This window comes from Streptomyces sp. NPDC057486, assembly GCF_042802415.1.
GTDB lineage: Bacteria > Actinomycetota > Actinomycetes > Streptomycetales > Streptomycetaceae > Streptomyces > Streptomyces yanii.
This window is the reverse complement of record NZ_JBHVEE010000028.1, coordinates 68,496-85,534: the sequence shown is the minus strand read 5'-3', so window position 1 is coordinate 85,534 and position 17,039 is coordinate 68,496. Positions and strand designations below refer to the sequence as shown.

The following is a 17,039-nucleotide window of genomic DNA, read 5'->3' as shown; positions in this document are numbered from 1 at the left end:
GCGCGGGCGAGGAATGCCAGGTCAGCTGTGGTCTGCCGGGTGGTGCGGGTCGCCGGGCCACTGGTGGCGGTCGTGGTGGCAGGCATCAGGTGTCCTCCTTCGCGGCGCCCCCCTCGATGAGGGTGAAGATGCGGTCGTAGGAGCCGAGCCGGCGCTGTTCGACCTCGACGCCCAGGTCGTCGGGGGCAAGGCCGGCCAGGCCTCGGGCCCGGGCATGTGACGCGCGCTGACGGATCGCCTGGCCGCGCAGGATCTCGGCCGCGGCGGCGTGCTCGGGATCGGTGATGGTCTGATGGCGGGCCCAGCAGCGGCTGTGGTGGGCGACGGTCTCGCCCGCGCGGGTGGTGGCGATGACTTCCTCGGTGTCCGCGCGGACGGTGATCTGCTGGCCGATGGCACGGGGGTGGACGGAGTAGTCGCAGGTGTCGACGCGGATGTAGTGGTCACGGCCCACGCGGGTGTGCAGGGGCCACCAGTTCGGTGGGGCGACCGGCGGCAGGGCAAGCATCGCCGCCTTGTCGGTGTCCCAGCGCTCGAGAGGCCGGCAGCCGATCGTGCGATGGTGCCTGCGGTTGGCGACCTGCAGCCATCCGGTCAGCTGGGTGTTGAAGTCGCCTGGTCCCGCGAACGTGCGGCCGGGCAGGAAGCTGGTCTCCAGATAGCCGTTCGCCCGTTCCACCAGGCCTTTCGCTTCCGGGTCGCGTGGCCGGCACAGATGGAACCGGATCGCGAGCAGGCCCGCGAACGCCGCGAACTCCGACGTCAGTTTTCCCTGGCCCACCCCGCTCTCGTTATCCCAGACCAGCACCTTCGGGACGGCCTGCCAGCCGCTGAGCAGTCGCCAATGCCCGTCGATCAGGTCGGCGGTGGTCCGCGAGGGCAGCATCCGGGCCGTGATCATCCTCGAGTAGCCCGACACCATGACCAGGACCGGAGGCCGACCCCTCTGCCCGTAGCCGAGCGGGATGTCCGCCGACGGGAACCACAGATCGCACTGGGCGAGCTCACCGGGCGAGTAGACCGTGCGCGAGACCGGGTCGACTGGCAGATAGGCCGGCCGCAGCTCGCGCACCCGCTCCTTGAGGATGGTCAGGCCGCGGTCCCACCCGATCCGCTCGGCGATCACCGTGGCCGGCATCGTCGGAGTCTGCTTCAACAGCTCGCGGATGGCCGGCTCGACCACGTCCACGGCAGAGCCCTTCAGCGGGCGCTGATAGACCGGCGGCCGGTCCGAGGCCAGGGCCCGCAGGACAGTGCCCCTCGAGATCCCCAACTGCCGGGCCACTGCCCGGGCCGACAGGCCCTCGGCCCGGTGCAGCCGACGGATCTCAGCCCAGTCCTCCACGCCGATCACCTCTCTTCCCTCCTGACTCCCATACCAGTGAAGTCAGGATGATCAAGAGATCACGCAGTGGCCCGCTTTTGATCCGCCGTCCGTGGTCCTCATTTCACCCGTCGACGACAATCCGTGCAGCAGTCCCATCCCTACCCGGAAGTTGTCCTTGGCTAGATCTGGCAAAGCCGCGCTTCGCCAATGATCCAGCGGCATTGGAACAGCTCGAAATTGATGACCCCATAGCTGAGCGGCGTGCTGCGCACGGGTCTTCGACGACCAATAGGGGAAAGCTGGTTGCCCAGAACTTGAGACCGGGGTCGGACTGCCGTCGTCGTCTCGAACCCACCAAACGGTACGAGTCCGAGCGATCTCACGGAAGAAGGCCGCTGCCTGAGCCCCGCTTGTGCTCACCTGAATCCTCCTGGATCGTCCCGACTTCAGCATCACGAGCGCCTCCCGTTGGGGGTGTAGGGAACCCTAGAAAAACCCAATCTTCCCAGTTCAGAGGCCTTCTCCGGTAGATCCGACCCGCGGCTGAACATCAGCTCAGACATGTCACAGGCCCCAGGATCGGGGCAGTTCCAGCAAAGCCTCGCCTACGATCAGCCGCGGTCGCCGGGAGTGCTATCGCGCATCGTCCGCCTGGCCGTGCAGGATGGTCCCGGCGGGAGTCGTGCGAATGCTGGCGGTGCGGCGAGCCCCCGGTGGAGGGCACGCACGCCTGGGACGACCGCGGCGACTTCCAGCTGCGGTCCAACCACACCTTCAAATGCCCGAACAGGCACGGCTGGACAAACAGCACCGACGGAGGCTGACACGCCGCCGCATCTCATCCCCACTGGCCTTCGCCGCGGACCCGCAGCCACATCGGCTGCTGACGGTTCCCCGTGCGGAGCGCGGGCGGTACGCGCTCGCGGTCGAGGCGACATAGACGCTTCGGACGTAGTTGGGCGCCTCGCCATTGCGGCGAGGCGCCCTTGCTCACGCTCAGGCGTCCAGGACGGCGGCAGTACAGCGGCCAACAAGTAGGCCCAATCACCCCTGCGCCGTCCCACGGCCGCGGTCACCGAGATGTGTCTTGACCTGCACGGGACAGGACAGGACCATACGTACTGCCTGCTTGATCCCTTCAGGACGGCATCCAACGATGGCCGTGGGGGCATCACATGCACTGGTACATAGACGTGCTCAAGAAGTACGCGGTGTTCAGCGGGCGCGCACGTCGGACCGAATACTGGGTGTTCAATCTGTTCAACCTCGCGATCAGCATCGTGCTGTTCGCGGTCGGACGCGCAATCGACTTCACTCCGCTTCAAGTGCTCTACGCGCTAGCGATGCTCCTCCCCTCGCTCGCCGTGGGCGTCCGCCGCCTGCATGATGACGGGCGCTCCGGCTTGTGGCTCCTGATTGGACTGATCCCGCTGGTCGGCGACATCGTCCTGCTCTACTTCTTCTCCAGTAACAGCCAGCCCGGAGACAACAAGTACGGGTCGGTTCCGAAGTACATCGGCGCGCACATCTGACCTTCCGGCGGCACTGAGACCTCGGTACCAATGAGGTACCGGGGTCGCCATCCCCGAACACGCGGCATAGCGGCACGGACGCCGAGGGCGCCGTCAAGATCACGCCCGTACGGCGCCCTTTTTGTGTGATCCCCACGTGATCACCACACACCTGACCTGCGGCACTGGCCCAGGGCTCGGCTTCTGGCAACGGGCCCGCACATACTTCACCGACGCCGGGATCACCGTCCGCCGGGTCCTGACCAACAATGGCTCCTGCTACAAGTCACACCTCTGGCGCAACTCTCTTGTTGAAAAAGGGATTTCATACAAGCGCACGCGGCCGTACCGGCCCCAGACCAACGGCACGGTCGAGCGCTTCAACCGCACCCTCCTCGACGAATGTGCCTGCACGAGGCCCTATCGGTCCGAGGCCGAACGACGCGACGCCTACCCACAGTGGCTCCACACCTACAATCACCACCGCGGACACACCGCGCTCAAGGGTCAACCACCCGCCAGCCGCGTCCCCAACCTCACGGGTCAGTACACCTAAGGCGTCTCCCGGCTGCCTGTCGGCTGGCTGCCGTTGCTCGACTGCTCGACTGCCCGGCGAACGGCAGTGCGGAGTTCCTCGTCGGGCTCGTTCCGCCTGAGTACGGCTTTGAGAGAAACATGCGCTGCCGCCCGCACATCGGAATCCGGGTCGGAGAGTGCGGCGGCGATGATCGGCGCGTGCGCCACGGCGTCGGGGCCGAAGATGCCGAGGCCCTCAATCCCTGCGCGCCGCAACATCGGGTCCGGTGCCGCCGTAGCCGACACGAGTAGTTCAAGGGCCTCAACCGGTGCCTCCGCGCACAGCAGCGCCAGGCCAAACAGCGCCTGTTCGAATTCTGCCGTGTCGTGGCGGGTAGTCGCGGCGAGCCGCTTCAGCGCCGCGCTCACCGCCGGCGGACAGGCCGCACGAAGGCTAACCTGGTCGCCCCGGGTAGGGGCGGTGTCGTCGTCCATCCGGTCATCCTGCCAGCAGCCGAGGCCCGATTCCCAGAGCTGGGGAACGGGCCAGCCCGGCTATGGGTATCCAGCCGCCCGGATTGCTCGTGCGGTCGGGGTTCAGCCAGACCGTCAGGGCCGGCGATGGCTCCGGTCAGGACGAGTCCAACGCCTTGCGCACTGTCCACCAGGTCACGCCGTGCTTGCGCTCAAGCTCTCGCATCGACATGCCGCCGCGATGGTCACGCCGGATCGCCGCGTACAGCTTGACCTTCGACATCTGCGGCATGACCAGCACCTTTCACCAAGAGCATCTGATTGCTGCCCCGGCAAGAGCCCCCGTGCCTCCCAAACCCGTCGACCAGTGACGTCACTACTGCTCGATCAAGCCAGGCCGGGAGATCTCCAACCCGTCGACGAGGCGGTGCGCCATCTTGAGGGCGGTTGGGTAGATGGTCGGAGCTTCACCAGTTCCCCAAAGGGGTCTCTCAGAGAAGTAGTCGGCGTGATCGGCTCCCCTTGACCGCATGGTCTGACCTGCACCGTTATCCGGCCGCCATACGGTCGTAAGGCGCCCTGTGAAGCGCCCCCCAAGACACCTTGGAGAACGCTGCCGAACGTCCTGAAAGGCGCCCTGCCAGGCGCCCCCGTGTCAGTCCCGGCCGACTGACTTCCCCGCACGGGCCGCCAGCCCAGAAGTGCAGCACGCTCCCCCGGCCTGGCCCTGCGGTGATGTCCGGCAGGTCAGAGGTACAACCCGGACTCTGCTGCACCCTTGTTGCAGGGCGGCGTTGCACGGGGCTCTGTGGGCCGCCGTGGTGTCCGGGCGGGTGCCGCGGCCCCCTGCCCGGTCGCTGCGCAAAGGGCGGGCTCTGATCCCCTTCAAGGCGCAGCGCGGTTACGAGCTTGCTGAAACAGCGCGGGCTCAGTCCGGTGAACAGGGCTATCCAGACACCTCAGGGTCCTCACTCGTCAAGCTGCGGCCGTCAGCCCGCTGTGTAGCCTGTCGATCTGTTCGAACGGGATGAGGGTGGGACGTGGAGACGCTGGTGGAGGGGGCCGTCGCGGAGGCACTTCGTGACGGGAACGGTGAGGCGATCCGCCTGTATGTCGCCGCCTGCGCCGAACGCATGGCGCCGCTGTTCGTGGGCCTGCGGGCGGACGCGCCGGGGCGGGAAGCCGACCTGTGACTTCTATGCGGAGTCCGTACGCGATCTTTGGTATGCCGACCGGTCGCTCGCCGACGCCGCCGAGCGCGTACGCCTGCTGGAGCGGTTCCCGGAGCTTCAGCCGAACGAGGAGGGGATCACCGATGTCGCCGACACCTACGCCTTCTTCGCTGCCCTCAGCCTGCGGTATGCCCTGCTGGCACACGGCTTGGGAAACGCTGATGACGCGGTGTCCTGCGGCCATGCGGCGCTCACCGCGATGGGGATGCTGGACCAGAACGTGGCGGGTGCCAGCCTTCTCGCTGAGGAACAACGGCTCCAGTCCCTCTCGCTGAGCGGTAACGCCTCAGGTCTGTGGGACGCGAGCGTCACGGCAGGGCGGGAAAGGTTCCGTGCCGTGTTGGGCCACCTGCCCCCTAGGCATGCTCCTGATCGCTGCCGGTGAGTTACGGCCTATGGTTATGCGGTCTCTGTGCCCACCTCGTCGGGTGGAGCTGGGAAGGCCAGTGCCTCGCCATATCGATGACTCCGTTGGAGGCAGTGGTAGAGCTGGCCGATCATGCCGTTGAAGAGATTGCGCTGGGCGGCGGCGTGCGGGGGGAGCCCTCATCGGCCTCGACTCCCGCACATGGGCCGGGGCGGGCCCTGAACTTCGCCGATCTCAAGCCGCTCTGCTGACGGCCCGTCTCACAGGGGCAGCCAGCTGGGCCACCCCATGGGCGTGCCGCCCGGTCCGCACGCACTGTCCGGGTGCCCAGGCGAGACGTACCACACTGCCAGCGCCGGCCAGAGCAGCACCGCCGTGGCGACAACCGTCAGCACCAGAGGCAGCAACAGCCCGCGGCGGCCGGTCGCCTTGCGCATCACAGCCCACAGCACAGTCGACACGGTCGCCATCACGGTCGCCGCGACCACCAACGAGAAGAACTGGTATGCCCCGTTGCGACCGAGATGGCAGTTCGCCCAGGAGCTGAACAACAGCAGCGAGGTCACAAACCCCGACCCCAGAAAGACCATCCACCCAATCAACCAGGCACCAGCGCTGTACTGCTCCCTCTTGCCTACTGGGGAAGGTCGCACTTCTTCTGTCTCCACGGATTCACCTTCCGCCGGGAATCGCGCGTCACAGGGGCGGCCGACCAGCGGTCGACCGCCACTGTGACGCATTACGTTACGTCGAGCCGATGGCGCCCAGTGATGCTAGAAGGTTGTTCCACCGGGCACATGCACTCCGACGGCCGGTCGGCATCGCTGTCATGTAGATCTTGTCGGTTCCCTGCAGGCCATCGAAAATCTTGAGGAGTTCGGAGTGGAACTGGCCCTGCGTAAGGTCGGCGCCGCACTTGTTCCACAGGCCGATGCCTATGCGTACCGTCACTTTGTCACCCTCGTCGGACCTCCCGATGTACGTAATGTGCTCGGCTCCTGGGATGTTCGCCTCCAGAAAAGCCGACGCGACCGACTCACCCACGACCAACCCGCGCAGCTCGCCCAACTCGGATACCGCTGGGCGTAGAAAGAATGGCTTGGTACAACCGCTGAACACCTGGTTGGGAAAGGTACGTTGGCGGCTTGGTCGGTGCCTGGCAGATGGGCCGGATCGGACACCGAGGGCTTGCGCCTGCCGACGGGTAGCAGCCAGGCAGCGAGCAAGGCGGGTGCCAGTCGCGTGGGCGCGGCGGGTTGTGGTGACGGGGGTGCGGGGATGGCGGGGTCGGGAATTCGGGGCCGGTCGCGGGGTGAGCTGATCCGGCAGCGAGCGCGGACGCAGTTTGTGGGGCGGCGGGCGCAATTGTCGCTGTTTGCGGAGAATTCGGGAAAGGATCCGGAGTCCGAGGAGGATCCGGCGGAGTTCTTGTTCCGCACTCAACATCGACCCCACCGACGCCTGGGCCCTCGCCTCCCGCGGCGAAGCACACCTGCAAGCAGGCCGCTACGACCAGGCGAGGCGCCCGGGTCCTGCGCACCGGATCCAACCGCACGCCCCAGAGTGAGATGGCCCGCATCGGCCACTGACCGCTTGTGCGGCACGGCCCCCTGACACCCGTGCCGCACAAGCCCCTTCCCCGGCCCGCCAAGGGCCGGGGAGGCAAAACCCGCCGCCGACCCCGAAGGAGCCCCCGATGCCCGAGCCCCACGCCCTGCCCACCCGCGGCCGTGTCGGTGTCCTGCTGCCCCGCGATCTTCCCGCCCGTGACGTGCTGCCCTACGCACGTCGAGCCGAAGAACTGGGCTTCGAGCAGATCTGGGTGGTGGAGGATCTCGGCTGGCGCGGCGGCATCGCCCAGGCCACCTCCGTCCTGGCCAGCACCACGAACATCACCGTCGGCATCGGCATCCTGCCCGCCGGTGCCCGCAACGTGTGCTTCACCGCGATGGAACTGGCCACCCTCACCCAGCTCTACCCCGGGCGCCTGATCGCTGGAATCGGCCACGGCATGCCCGACTGGATGCGCCAGGCCGGATCCTGGCCCGCCAGCCCCCTGACGCTGATCAAGGAGTACACCACCGCGCTGCGCCAGCTCCTGCGCGGCGAGCCCGGCCCCGCCGCTGGCCGCTATGTGCGCTGCGAAGGCGTCGTCCTCACCGAGACCCCCGCCACCGAGGCCATCCCGCCGGTCGTCCTGGGCGTCCGCGGCCCCCGATCACAGCAAGCCGCGGGCGAGGTCGCCGACGGACTCCTCCTGGCCGAACCCGCGACCCCCGCCTACATCACCGCTTCCCTGTATCATCTGGGCCCCGCCGCCACCGCAAGGCACCCGGAGATCGTCACCTACGACGCTGCGGCCGTCGACGACGACGAGGAAGCCGCCCTCGCCCGCGTCCGCGCCGGGCTGGAGGCGATCGGCGAGCCGGACTGGGCCGCGCACATCGACCCCCTGCCCTTCGCCGCCGAGCTGCGCGCACACCGCGCCGCCTGCCCCGACGGCCGGGAGTTCGCCCGTACCATGCCCGCCGCCTGGGTGCGTGAACTGAGCATCGCCGGTACGCCCGACCAGGCCCGCGCGGCGATCGACGCCCGCCACGCGGCCGGCGCGACCAGCGTCGTCCTCACCCCCGCTAGCCCCGACGCCCTGGCATCCCTCAACTCCCTCGCCCGCGCCCTGCCCCACCGCCCCTGACACCCACCACCGGGCCTGGAGGAACCACGCCATGTCCACCCGCCGACCCATCGTGCTGTTCGACCTCTTCGGCGTCATCGCATGCCACCAACGCCCTGGCGCCCAGGAGAAGATGGCCGTCCTGGCCTTATCGAGCAGTAGTGGGTTCTGGCACACATTCCGTGAGCGATCTCAAGTCCGGCCTCGGCGGGACCGGATGGGTGGTATGCCCTTCACGAGCGGGATGAGGGCCTGGGTAACTCGCGGTGAGATTGGCGGAGCTGGCGGAGAACGAAGGGGCCGGCCAGGGCGATCCACCGTCCATCGCCTCGGTCACCCCCGCAGCGCCTCCTCCGCCGGGGGACAACCCCCTACACGGGCAACCAGGTCGGCCACCCCAAGGGTGTGCCGCCGGATGTGCATACGCTGTCGGGGTGGCCGGGCGAGACGTACCAGACTGCCAGCACCGGCCAGAGCAGTACCGCCACGGCGAGCACCGTCAGCGCGAGGGGCTTCAGCAGGCCCCGGCGACCGGTGAGCTTGCGCATAAGGGCCCACAGCAGGGACGAGGCGGTCGCCATGCCGGTCGACACGGCCACGAGCAGCACCAGCTGATACGGGTTGTTGGCGCCGATGTCGCAGTTCGTCCAGGTACTGAAGAGCAGCAGCGAGGTCACGTATCCGGTCATCAGGAAGAGGGTGATACCGAGCAGCCAGGCGCCGGCGCTGTTGGAGGTGCTCTTCTTCCCGGGAGCATCCCGTGCTTCGTCTGTCTTCATGCGTGGCCTTCCGCCAGAAGAGGTGCCACGGAGGCAGCCGGGAGAGAGCTGGCCGCCTCCGTGGCGCGTGATGGTAGGTCGGGCTGAGGAAGCCCAGCGGTGCCATTTCACCCAGCCCCCAGGGACTTTCTCCATGGTGGGTGGCGGCGGGGCGAGCGAGTAGATCTTGTCGGTGCCCTGGAGGTCCCCGAACATGTTTAGCAGTTCGGAGTGGAACTGCCCCTGGGTGAGGTCGGCGCCGTACTTCTTCCAGAGATCGATGCCGAAGCGAACCGTCGCCTTGTCGCCCTCGTCGGACCTTCCGACGTAGGGGATGTGCTCGGCTCCCGGGATGTTCTTGCCGCCCGGCAGGCTGGGCGCGGCCGCGAACTCAAGCAAGTCGTCGTCAAGACCGGCCGCTGCTCCCGCGTAGCCGTAGTGCACGTTCGACCAGACGTCGTGGTAGACCTCGGCGTTCATCCCGGTGATCTTGCCGGTGTAGCAGCAGACATTGCTCTCCTGATGGAGAGCGAAGTTCTTCAGGAGGAAGGTCTTGTGGTCCCAGGGGCCGTTCTCGTGGACCTGGTCGAACCAGGGCTTGACGGACCGGCCGGGATCGCAGTCGAGCTTGTACTGGATCGGATGAGCACGACACGTCAACCGGCTGGCAGAGATGCGGCGTCCGGCGATCCATTCAATGACGTCCCTGGAACGGCACGGGTGACCGTGAAGGAGACCGAGCAGACATCAACCGGCTCGCGCTCATCCGCAGCATCGAAACGGCAACCGCCGTCAAAGTCCACGACAGCACAGCCCACCGCACATGCCAGGTGCACCCCCTCGCCACCTGGACGCGCCCCCTCATACAGGCCGCCGACACCCACGGACAACTCAAGGACCGCCCCGGCCGTCCGATCTTCCCCTCATCACCGTCCAGAACGGCGAACAACTCACCTGCACCGCAACAGGAATCCGCTACGCCCTGAAGCCAACACCGTAGAAAGCGACGCCGACCGCCCAGACCTCAACCTTCGGCGCCCAACCCCCTGCCAAAACCTCCACGAACAGAGACAAACAAACACCGTGCTGTACCGACCGGCAACCAACTGACCAGCACCACCACCAAAAACGACAGCGCCAGATCAGCATCTACGTCATCACTCGAACCACTCACCACGACCAGCTGAACAGCACAGACAGCGCGCCACCGAACTGACATCACGATGCCGAACAACCACCGACAAAAACCCGCAGATCATCACCGGCCGCTGCAGCCCTTCGCCGCCGCCCTGCTGCTGCCTCTACTGGTCCGGCTCCTCCCGCTGCTGCTCCTGCTGCAGCAGCGGCGGCAGCAGGCTCGGCCGGGGCAGGCAGCACTGCTGCAGGTTCCGGGCAGCAGCCGACAGCACCGGCGGCGGTGCTGCTGGTGCCGGCACGTGCTCCTCGTCGGTGTCGGCTTGCAGCAGCAGGGCGTGCAGCTCCTGCATACCCGTCTCCAGGGCGACCATCTGCGCGAGCGGCACAACGTGACCACCGCCCACCCCCGGCAGTCCTGGGGGTGTTGGAGACGTTGAAGGCTGCCCAGGAGACCAGGGTGAAACCGACGACGACCGAGAGACCGTCACGTACGGATCTGTGAGGGCCGAGGGGTAAGAATCCCCTGGGCTACTCGGCGGTCAAACCCCACTCACCCCCGGTACCGCAGAAGGCACCGGGGGTGAGCCGACGGAGAACGGACGGATGTCAGTCCTCGTCGCGGATGAACGTCGGTACAGAGTCGAACTCTCCGCTGCCCAGGGACAGCGGCAGCTCCTCGAACTCGCCGGCGACCAGCTTCCTGAGGAAGCCCGCCATACCGGCGCCATGCAGAGACCACTCGTTCCAGCAACGGCAGTAGACCGCCACCGGCCAGGTGTCGGGGTCGGGGCCGGTCACGAGCCAGCACAGCAGGTCGGCCGCGGCATCCCCTCCCCAGCTCACCACGCGGTCCGCTCCGGAGGGCAGGCCCTCGGGCTTATCCCCGTACCCTTCGTCCCAGTTCTCCTGCGCGATCTCCGTCTCCTCGCGCATCGAACCGACGGCCTCCCCCTCGGGGGAGCACTCCGGAACCACCACACCAAAGAAGCTCCCGACGCTCTCGGCGACGAGTGAACCCTTGCTGTAGACGTCCACGAAGTCCTTGTAGTCGGAAGGGAACGCCATCCCCCAGACTTGTTCGGCCCGGGCCCAGTCGACCTTTCGATCCGGACCCTCGGCCGGTGGCGGCATGAGGCGGACCAGCTCCGCTACTTCAGGATGCATCGGGTGGTTCCCGTCACTCTTGGTCATTTGAGCCCCGGATTGCCATTGGTCGGGACTTGGGCCCCGGCGTCATCGTATTGGAAGCCCAAGTTGAGGCCGTCGTCGAGGTTATTGAGGACGAAGTCGTTGAAGAGCGGCACATCAGGCTGTCGAAGCCTTCCTGCCACAGGACCGGCCCTACGCTGGCGCCCGAGACCGTCGCATGATCATTGGTTGTCCGCACAACGCCTAATGATCAACAGCGGCTTCACGTGCTCGGACGCCACCGGAACCAGTAGCCCGTCCCTTCTACCTGGTGGCCAGTGCCGCCGTGCCGAAGCTCACCCACAAGCCGCGCGGCACCGTCCGGTACCTGACGGTGCGGCGCCAGCGACGCGTCCAGTTCGTCATAAGAGGTCACTGGCCAACCTCACCAAAGAGAACATCGACCAGCTCACCGTCATGGTAAAGACGCGGCTCAAGCGGATGAACTACCGCCCCGGCCTCATAGACGGCCTTGTCGCCAAGACCGGGCTCAACCTCCAACCGCAGCCACCACAGCTGAACCAAGATTTCTAGAAGGGCAGAGCCAGCAGCCTGATCAGCCACAAAATCGCCGGGATTCCGAAGATGACACCCCACACACCGATCACCAGGAATGCGGCCAGGGCGATCCCCAGCCAAGCGACACGGGTCGGCGCGAGCACGCGCGAGGGGTCCTTCGGGTCGTATCGAATCTCGTCCCGGCGGCCCCGGACTTGTCCGTGCGCCGTGATCTTCCGGCCATCGAGCGTGCGGAAGTGGACGATGTAGGCGCTGGTGGCCTCGCTGTACGGGTCGGACTCGAAGCTCGCCCGCACCGTGATGCCTCGCCGCCACATCACCCACCGCGTGTCCAGCTCGGCCATGCCCACCCACAGGCGCAGCAAGGCGATGCCTGGCAGCAGCAGTAGCCAGGCGATGGGTCCGAGGAAACGGGGCTCCACCGGCAGCCACACGGCGAGGGGGAACCCCAGGAGGACGTACCACAGGGCACGCCGCCACCACGGGCTGCCGTTCCGCACCCGGTCACGCAGACCCGCGAGTACCCGCAGGGGCCAGACGCGCACCGACTGCCGCCGGATCGACTGCCGGTTCCCCGCGTCCTCCGCGTCGCTCGTGATCGCTTCAATCTCGGCGCCGAGCGCGGCAACCACCGCCGTATTGCGATGCCGGACCGTCAAGGCCGTGCCGATCTGAGCATCCTCGAAAATGCCCACGGTCAGCGACTGCCCTGCGACCTTGACCTGACGGATCTTCGACCCCGGCACGGTGATGGTCGTACGCCCCCGCTTCCAGTGCAGCACACCGCCCTCCACCCACACCCGGGTACGGCCGTTGGCCAGGACAACCCTTGTTGGCACAGTGTTTGGCTCCCCCACGGCAGCGCATCTTAGACGCGTCAGGAGTCAGATGAGCCCTGACGGTCAGGGAGTGGTTTCGCAATCTTCCGTAACCCCAGCTATTAAAGATCTCTAGAGGGGGTATCGCCGGTTTTCGTTCAGATGCTCCTCGACCCCCGGGCAGCCGACTCCAGCTTGCCGTCCCCGCCCCGCAGGACCAGGACCCTGAGTCGGAGCCCGCCGCGGCCTGATGCGGTGTCAGTGCCCCGCGCCACACTGGCCTCCTCGCGGATCAGCAGGGGGCCAGCGTGGCGTTCAGGGCCGTACATGCGCAGTGGGGAACTGTCTTCGCGCACCTGCCCGACCTCGGGTGCGGACGCAGTTGGGAAGCGGTCTGGAAGACCCGGCCACCCGCGCCGGTCACCTGCGTCGAGTGCCAGCATCCGATGTACGCGAAAACCTCCCGCAGCGGCTTACGGTTCTTCGCCCATGCCCCGCACGCCCCCGACTGCGAGATCGCCCGCCAGGGCGAGTCCGAGGCCCACCACCTCCTCAAGCTCGAGCTCGCCAGCGCGGCCCGGGACGCCGGCGCCCACGCCGAACTGGAAGTCCGGGCACCTGACGGCTCCTGGCGGGCCGACGTACTGACCACCGACCCGGGCGGCCGATGGGCGATGGCGCTGGAGGCCCAGCTCGCCCCGATCACCGCTGCGGACATCACCGCCCGCACCGACCGGATGCGCGAGCACGACGTCACCTCGATCTGGTTCAGCGACCGACCCCGTCCACCCTGGCTCGGCACCGTTCCCTCCATCCGCCTGGAGCAGCCCGAGGGGACCAGGCGCCTGGCCATCGCCGAAGGGCTGGTGAAGTTCACCGACCGTGGCTGGAGCGCCGTTCCGGCGTCCCTCACCCAGTTCCTCGCCTGGGCATTCGCCAGCCGTGTCGTCCCGCACACCCCACGAACCCCGCTGTGGTACCCGCAGCGGTCGCTCGCCACGGTGTGGACGGCCCCGCAGTACATCACCGCCGAGGACACCCACCTCGTCGAGGACGAACGCCGGCGGCGCGAGTACGAAACCCGCATGGCCGCGCTAGGGGCGGCCCGAGAGAAGAAGCGGGACGAGATCCGTGCCAAGAACGCGATCTCCCGCGCGAAGGCCCTTGCCGAGGCGACCGCGGCCGAGCAAGCCGCCCGTGCCGCACAGACCGGGAGACTGCGGGTGGTCGCCATCCGCTTCCGCCCCGGCATCGACCTGGCCCTGACGAAACTGGCCGACGAGCACGGTGTCACCGCGACCGTGGGCTGGAGCACCGGCGATCCCCGGTACGCCGGCGGCGTACCCCTCGTCGACGAGAACGGCGTCACGGCCGCCGTCTTCGACCCGGACCCCGGGCGCGTCCGCGGCCACGCCTTCCGGCTCCTGGCCGGGCTCCCCCTGATCTTCCCCAGCCAGACCAGCCAACAGCGCTTCGAGAAGGCCAAGAAGCGCACCACGTACAAGCCGATCGACGGCTACCGGACCGACTTCGTCGACGCCCCGCCCTCCGGCACCGCTCGCTCCCGCCGGCACACGTCCAGTGCCCGCGCGTGCACCTGCACCACCCCGCAGCTCGTCGCGAGAATCCAGAACGCCGAATACCCCGCCGAGCCGAGCGACCAGATGGGTCCCGCCTCCGCGCTCTTCCGAGCCCAATGCCGGGCGTGCGGTGGCAGGTACGAGAAGCCGTGGCGCCGGACCGGCAGCACACCCATCAACCGGACAAGTCACCCAGGGCCGCGTCACTCGTGGCAGGCGCCGGGGCCTGGGCAGTGATGGTGGCAGTGCCGGCGTAGTGGTCTCGGTGGCCCCTCCTGGCCGCTGCACACTAGCCGCTCGGCAGGCAGAAGACGTTCGCCGGGAGCAGCATCTGATGGGGCTCCTTGAAAACGGCCACCCCTTGCTCTGGTCTCCCCCATACCTGCTCAGTGGACCTCCCCGGACACAGCCGCGCCGGCCGCTTGCATCCTGTACCTAGGTACAGGTTTACCGTCGGAGGTGTCCCCACCACCGGGGACGTGATGACGGGAGTGAGCGCGATGAGTGATCTTGCGTGGGTGCCGCAGTCATGCACCCTGCCCACCGAGGAGCGGCCCCTGCGGGTCGCCGAGTGGGATGCGCTGTTCGCCGAGCGGATGACCTCGCTGTCGAGGCCGCAACCGCTCCATCTGCGCCTTGAGCTGGCCGGCGGAGAAGGAGTGGAGGACCGGGTCCGTGACCTGGTGGAGCGCGAGAGAGGCTGCTGCTCGTTCTTCACCTTCACCACCACCGCCGGCCAGGACGTGGTCCGACTGGACATCGCGGTGGACCAGGCGCACGAGCCGGTCCTGCACGCCCTCGCCGCCTGGACCGCTGCCGCCGGGGAGCAGCGGTGAGCACGGGCCTGCGCAGCGGGCAGGTCGCCGAGGCCGCCGGGGTGAACGTCCAGACGCTGCGCTACTACGAGCGGCGCGGCTTGCTGGCCGAGCCGGAACGCAGCAACGGCGGCCACCGCCTCTACAGCGAGGACGCGGTGACCGCCCTGCGGGTGATCAAGGCCGCTCAGCGGCTCGGGTTCACGCTGGAGGAGGTCGCCGAACTCCTGGAGGCCGGCCGCCACCGGCACGGCCGCCCCGTGCCGGGCCTTCAGGACCGCGCGGCGGCCAAGCTCGCCAAGGTCGACGCGAAGATCGCCGACCTGACCACCATCCGCACCGCCCTGGCCGCCGCCGTCGAAGCGGGCTGCGACGACCTGATCGTCTGCGCCTCCAGCCCCTGCTGCCCCATCCCCTTCACCGACCTTGCCGAGGAGAACCGCCATGCCGGACCCTGCTGCTGACCCCCGCCCCCACCGCGCCTCGAAGGCGCTCGGGGCACTGGCCGCCCTGGCCTGCGTGGCGTGCTGCGCGCTGCCCGTCCTGATCACCGCCGGGGTCGTCGGCGCCGGGGCCGGGGCGGTGGTGGGCTGGCTGCCCGCCCTCGCCCTCGCCCTGGCCGTCCTCGCCGCCGGCACCTGGTGGCTCGACCAGCGCCGCCGCGCCTGCGCCTGCGCACCGAAGACCGCTGGTGAGGGCGGGTGCGACTGCCAGACGTCAGCCGACCCGCTGAAGATCAGCGGCGCGGGTCGTCGGTAGGGTCAGCCGGTATGACTGTCGCTCGTTCCGTTGCCCTGTTCGTCGTCGCCGCCCTCTTCGAGATCGGCGGCGCCTGGCTGGTGTGGCAGGGCATCCGCGAGCACAAGGGATGGATCTGGATCGGCGCCGGCGTCATCGCCCTCGGCCTCTACGGCGTGGTGGCGACCTTCCAGTCCGACGACAACTTCGGGCGCATCCTCGCCGCGTACGGCGGGATCTTCGTGGCCGGGTCGATCGCCTGGGGCATGGTCACCGATGGCTACCGGCCCGACCGCTTCGACGTCATCGGCGCCCTCGTCTGCCTCGGTGGAATGGCCGTGATCATGTACGCGCCCCGCAGCAACTGACTACGCCTCGGCCGCCGTGCCCAGAGCGGGCCGTGTCGGAGGCCGGGGAGCCGTTCGGGGGATGGGACCGGCTGCCACGGGAGCTGGCCTGTTCCATGGACGATCCGAGCATCTTCGGGCCCGTGGTCTACGAACTGTCGCTGGCGTCTGCGGTGTCACGGGAGCTTTTGGCCAGGTATCAGATCGTGGTCGTCGAACTGACCGACCCCGTCGTCACGCCAGCCCGCCTCGCCGGCCCAGTCGCAGGAAGGCCCAGTCGGAAACTCTCGCATCCGTGCTCCGCCTCTCAACGGCCGTCCGGCACCTCCGGCTTCCAGGGGATGAGCGGGCCGAGCGACCTTCCCAGTCCGCGCCGGCTGGGACCGCCGACGGGTGGTGAAGACACAGGCCCGTTCCCGTGCGCCGCGGGGCCCTGGGTGTCGTATCTGAGCGGTCCGCTGGGGCGAAGGACGGTGAGCAGCGGACCGTTGACGAGTGCGTTGTCCAGGCGAACACCGACCAGTTCGCTCAGAACCTCCCAGAGTGCGCGGTGCTCGGGATAGTCGAGGCCCTTTTCCATCTCCCCGGCCCGCTGCTCGATCGCTCGGTGAAGGCCCAGTGGCGCTTCCTCCGACGGAGCCGGCGGCATGCCCAGTTCGAAACGCTCCAGGTCCCGGCCGTCGCGCAGATGATTGACGAACCGGCCTCCCTTGGGGTTTCGGAAGTAGTGGATGGTGTCCGTACCCGCGGAGAGCCGCTCGAGCAGCCCCGGGTCGAATCCCACAGGCAGCCAGTTCTCGAAGCAGAACGACCACGCGCCGGCCCGGCCCACGCGCAGAACCGTTCCCTCGTCCGGCAGCCCGAAGGCAGCGTCGGACTCCTTTCGCATCACCGTCCGTGCCCCGGCGGGATCGGCGTCGTAGAACCGCAACAGGTCGACCAGAGAGCGGTCGCGTACGAGATTGAAGGACACCAGCTGGTCGTCGGCCCAGCTCCAAGGGTTTGTCGAGGTCATCCGAACTCTCACTTCCTGAATTC

At 68.0% G+C, this 17,039-nt stretch carries 20 protein-coding genes and 2 pseudogenes; 10 read left to right on the top strand and 12 right to left on the bottom strand.

The genetic code is table 11. The annotated features are described in order from the left end of the window. Positions 1-85: 85 nt before the first annotated feature. Both istA and ACFU6I_RS16160 read right to left on the bottom strand, forming a co-directional pair. Positions 86-1,354 (bottom strand): IS21 family transposase, encoded by a 1,269-nt coding sequence (gene istA, locus ACFU6I_RS16165; protein ID WP_384366359.1) that lies wholly within the window; start codon positions 1,352-1,354, stop codon positions 86-88. A gap of 42 nt (positions 1,355-1,396) precedes the next feature. Further along, a complete protein-coding gene (locus ACFU6I_RS16160; RefSeq protein WP_384366370.1) occupies positions 1,397-1,780 on the bottom strand; it encodes a DUF2750 domain-containing protein in 384 nt (127 codons plus the stop codon). A gap of 722 nt (positions 1,781-2,502) precedes the next feature. Here ACFU6I_RS16160 and ACFU6I_RS16155 point away from each other — a divergent pair. Further along, positions 2,503-2,859, top strand: a complete 357-nt coding sequence (locus tag ACFU6I_RS16155) for a DUF805 domain-containing protein (RefSeq protein ID WP_384366357.1) — start codon at positions 2,503-2,505, stop codon at positions 2,857-2,859. A gap of 181 nt (positions 2,860-3,040) precedes the next feature. Continuing rightward, a pseudogene (locus ACFU6I_RS16150) lies at positions 3,041-3,394 on the top strand (integrase core domain-containing protein); the annotation flags it as partial. On the opposite strand, the gene ACFU6I_RS16145 reads toward ACFU6I_RS16150, so the two are convergent. Next, positions 3,391-3,849, bottom strand: coding sequence for a HEAT repeat domain-containing protein (locus ACFU6I_RS16145; protein WP_384366355.1), 459 nt, complete (start codon positions 3,847-3,849; stop codon positions 3,391-3,393). The pseudogene ACFU6I_RS16150 and the gene ACFU6I_RS16145 overlap by 4 nt on opposite strands. Positions 3,850-3,985: 136 nt before the next feature. After that, on the bottom strand, positions 3,986-4,120 hold the full coding sequence (locus tag ACFU6I_RS16140; RefSeq protein ID WP_384366351.1) for a hypothetical protein: 135 nt from the start codon (positions 4,118-4,120) through the stop codon (positions 3,986-3,988). Positions 4,121-4,938: 818 nt separating this feature from the next. Here ACFU6I_RS16140 and ACFU6I_RS16135 point away from each other — a divergent pair. Beyond that, positions 4,939-5,445, top strand: a complete 507-nt coding sequence (locus ACFU6I_RS16135; protein ID WP_384366348.1) for a hypothetical protein — start codon at positions 4,939-4,941, stop codon at positions 5,443-5,445. 242 nt (positions 5,446-5,687) lie between these two features. On the opposite strand, the gene ACFU6I_RS16130 is transcribed toward ACFU6I_RS16135, so the two are convergent. Then, positions 5,688-6,017: a hypothetical protein gene (locus tag ACFU6I_RS16130; RefSeq protein ID WP_384366345.1), complete on the bottom strand. Its 330-nt coding sequence runs from the start codon at positions 6,015-6,017 to the stop codon at positions 5,688-5,690. A gap of 154 nt (positions 6,018-6,171) precedes the next feature. After that, positions 6,172-6,495 carry a hypothetical protein gene (locus tag ACFU6I_RS16125; protein WP_384366342.1) on the bottom strand — a complete coding sequence of 108 codons (324 nt, stop codon included), beginning with the start codon at positions 6,493-6,495 and terminating at the stop codon, positions 6,172-6,174. A 277-nt stretch (positions 6,496-6,772) separates the two neighbouring features. Here ACFU6I_RS16125 and ACFU6I_RS16120 point away from each other — a divergent pair, with 277 nt between their 5' ends. Then, positions 6,773-6,994: a tetratricopeptide repeat protein gene (locus tag ACFU6I_RS16120; protein ID WP_384366339.1), complete on the top strand. Its 222-nt coding sequence runs from the start codon at positions 6,773-6,775 to the stop codon at positions 6,992-6,994. Between the two features lie 129 nt (positions 6,995-7,123). Next, the gene (locus tag ACFU6I_RS16115) at positions 7,124-8,122 is read left to right on the top strand and encodes an LLM class flavin-dependent oxidoreductase (protein ID WP_384366336.1); all 999 of its coding nucleotides are present in this window, start codon (positions 7,124-7,126) and stop codon (positions 8,120-8,122) included. A 180-nt stretch (positions 8,123-8,302) separates the two neighbouring features. Here the strand turns inward: ACFU6I_RS16115 and ACFU6I_RS16110 are convergent. The 5 genes and pseudogenes from ACFU6I_RS16110 to ACFU6I_RS16090 form a co-directional block, all read right to left on the bottom strand. After that, a pseudogene (locus ACFU6I_RS16110) lies at positions 8,303-8,419 on the bottom strand (IS5/IS1182 family transposase); the annotation flags it as partial. 53 nt (positions 8,420-8,472) lie between these two features. Next, a complete protein-coding gene (locus ACFU6I_RS16105) occupies positions 8,473-9,519 on the bottom strand; it encodes a polymorphic toxin type 44 domain-containing protein (RefSeq protein ID WP_384366333.1) in 1,047 nt (348 codons plus the stop codon). Positions 9,520-10,160: 641 nt separating this feature from the next. Further along, complete coding sequence (locus tag ACFU6I_RS16100) at positions 10,161-10,400, bottom strand: hypothetical protein (RefSeq protein WP_384366330.1); 240 nt, start codon at positions 10,398-10,400, stop codon at positions 10,161-10,163. 202 nt (positions 10,401-10,602) lie between these two features. Further along, entirely contained in the window at positions 10,603-11,160 is a 558-nt protein-coding gene (locus tag ACFU6I_RS16095; protein WP_384366327.1) for an SMI1/KNR4 family protein, read from the bottom strand. Positions 11,161-11,714: 554 nt separating this feature from the next. Next, positions 11,715-12,542, bottom strand: coding sequence for a hypothetical protein (locus ACFU6I_RS16090; protein ID WP_384366324.1), 828 nt, complete (start codon positions 12,540-12,542; stop codon positions 11,715-11,717). Positions 12,543-12,829: 287 nt separating this feature from the next. Here ACFU6I_RS16090 and ACFU6I_RS16085 point away from each other — a divergent pair, with 287 nt between their 5' ends. The 5 genes from ACFU6I_RS16085 to ACFU6I_RS16065 all read left to right on the top strand — a co-directional run bounded on the left by ACFU6I_RS16085 (position 12,830) and on the right by ACFU6I_RS16065 (position 16,022). Beyond that, a complete protein-coding gene (locus ACFU6I_RS16085; protein ID WP_384366321.1) occupies positions 12,830-14,338 on the top strand; it encodes a competence protein CoiA in 1,509 nt (502 codons plus the stop codon). Between the two features lie 263 nt (positions 14,339-14,601). Beyond that, positions 14,602-14,937, top strand: a complete 336-nt coding sequence (locus ACFU6I_RS16080) for a hypothetical protein (RefSeq protein WP_384366318.1) — start codon at positions 14,602-14,604, stop codon at positions 14,935-14,937. Beyond that, positions 14,934-15,380 carry a MerR family transcriptional regulator gene (locus tag ACFU6I_RS16075; protein ID WP_384366315.1) on the top strand — a complete coding sequence of 149 codons (447 nt, stop codon included), beginning with the start codon at positions 14,934-14,936 and terminating at the stop codon, positions 15,378-15,380. Before ACFU6I_RS16080 ends, ACFU6I_RS16075 begins: the two co-directional genes overlap by 4 nt. Beyond that, complete coding sequence (locus ACFU6I_RS16070; RefSeq protein ID WP_384366312.1) at positions 15,361-15,675, top strand: hypothetical protein; 315 nt, start codon at positions 15,361-15,363, stop codon at positions 15,673-15,675. Before ACFU6I_RS16075 ends, ACFU6I_RS16070 begins: the two co-directional genes overlap by 20 nt. A gap of 11 nt (positions 15,676-15,686) precedes the next feature. After that, a complete protein-coding gene (locus ACFU6I_RS16065) occupies positions 15,687-16,022 on the top strand; it encodes a YnfA family protein (RefSeq protein WP_384366309.1) in 336 nt (111 codons plus the stop codon). Positions 16,023-16,308: 286 nt separating this feature from the next. Here the strand turns inward: ACFU6I_RS16065 and ACFU6I_RS16060 are convergent, their stop codons facing one another. Beyond that, positions 16,309-17,016 (bottom strand): DUF6461 domain-containing protein, encoded by a 708-nt coding sequence (locus ACFU6I_RS16060; protein WP_384366306.1) that lies wholly within the window; start codon positions 17,014-17,016, stop codon positions 16,309-16,311. Positions 17,017-17,039 lie beyond the last annotated feature (23 nt).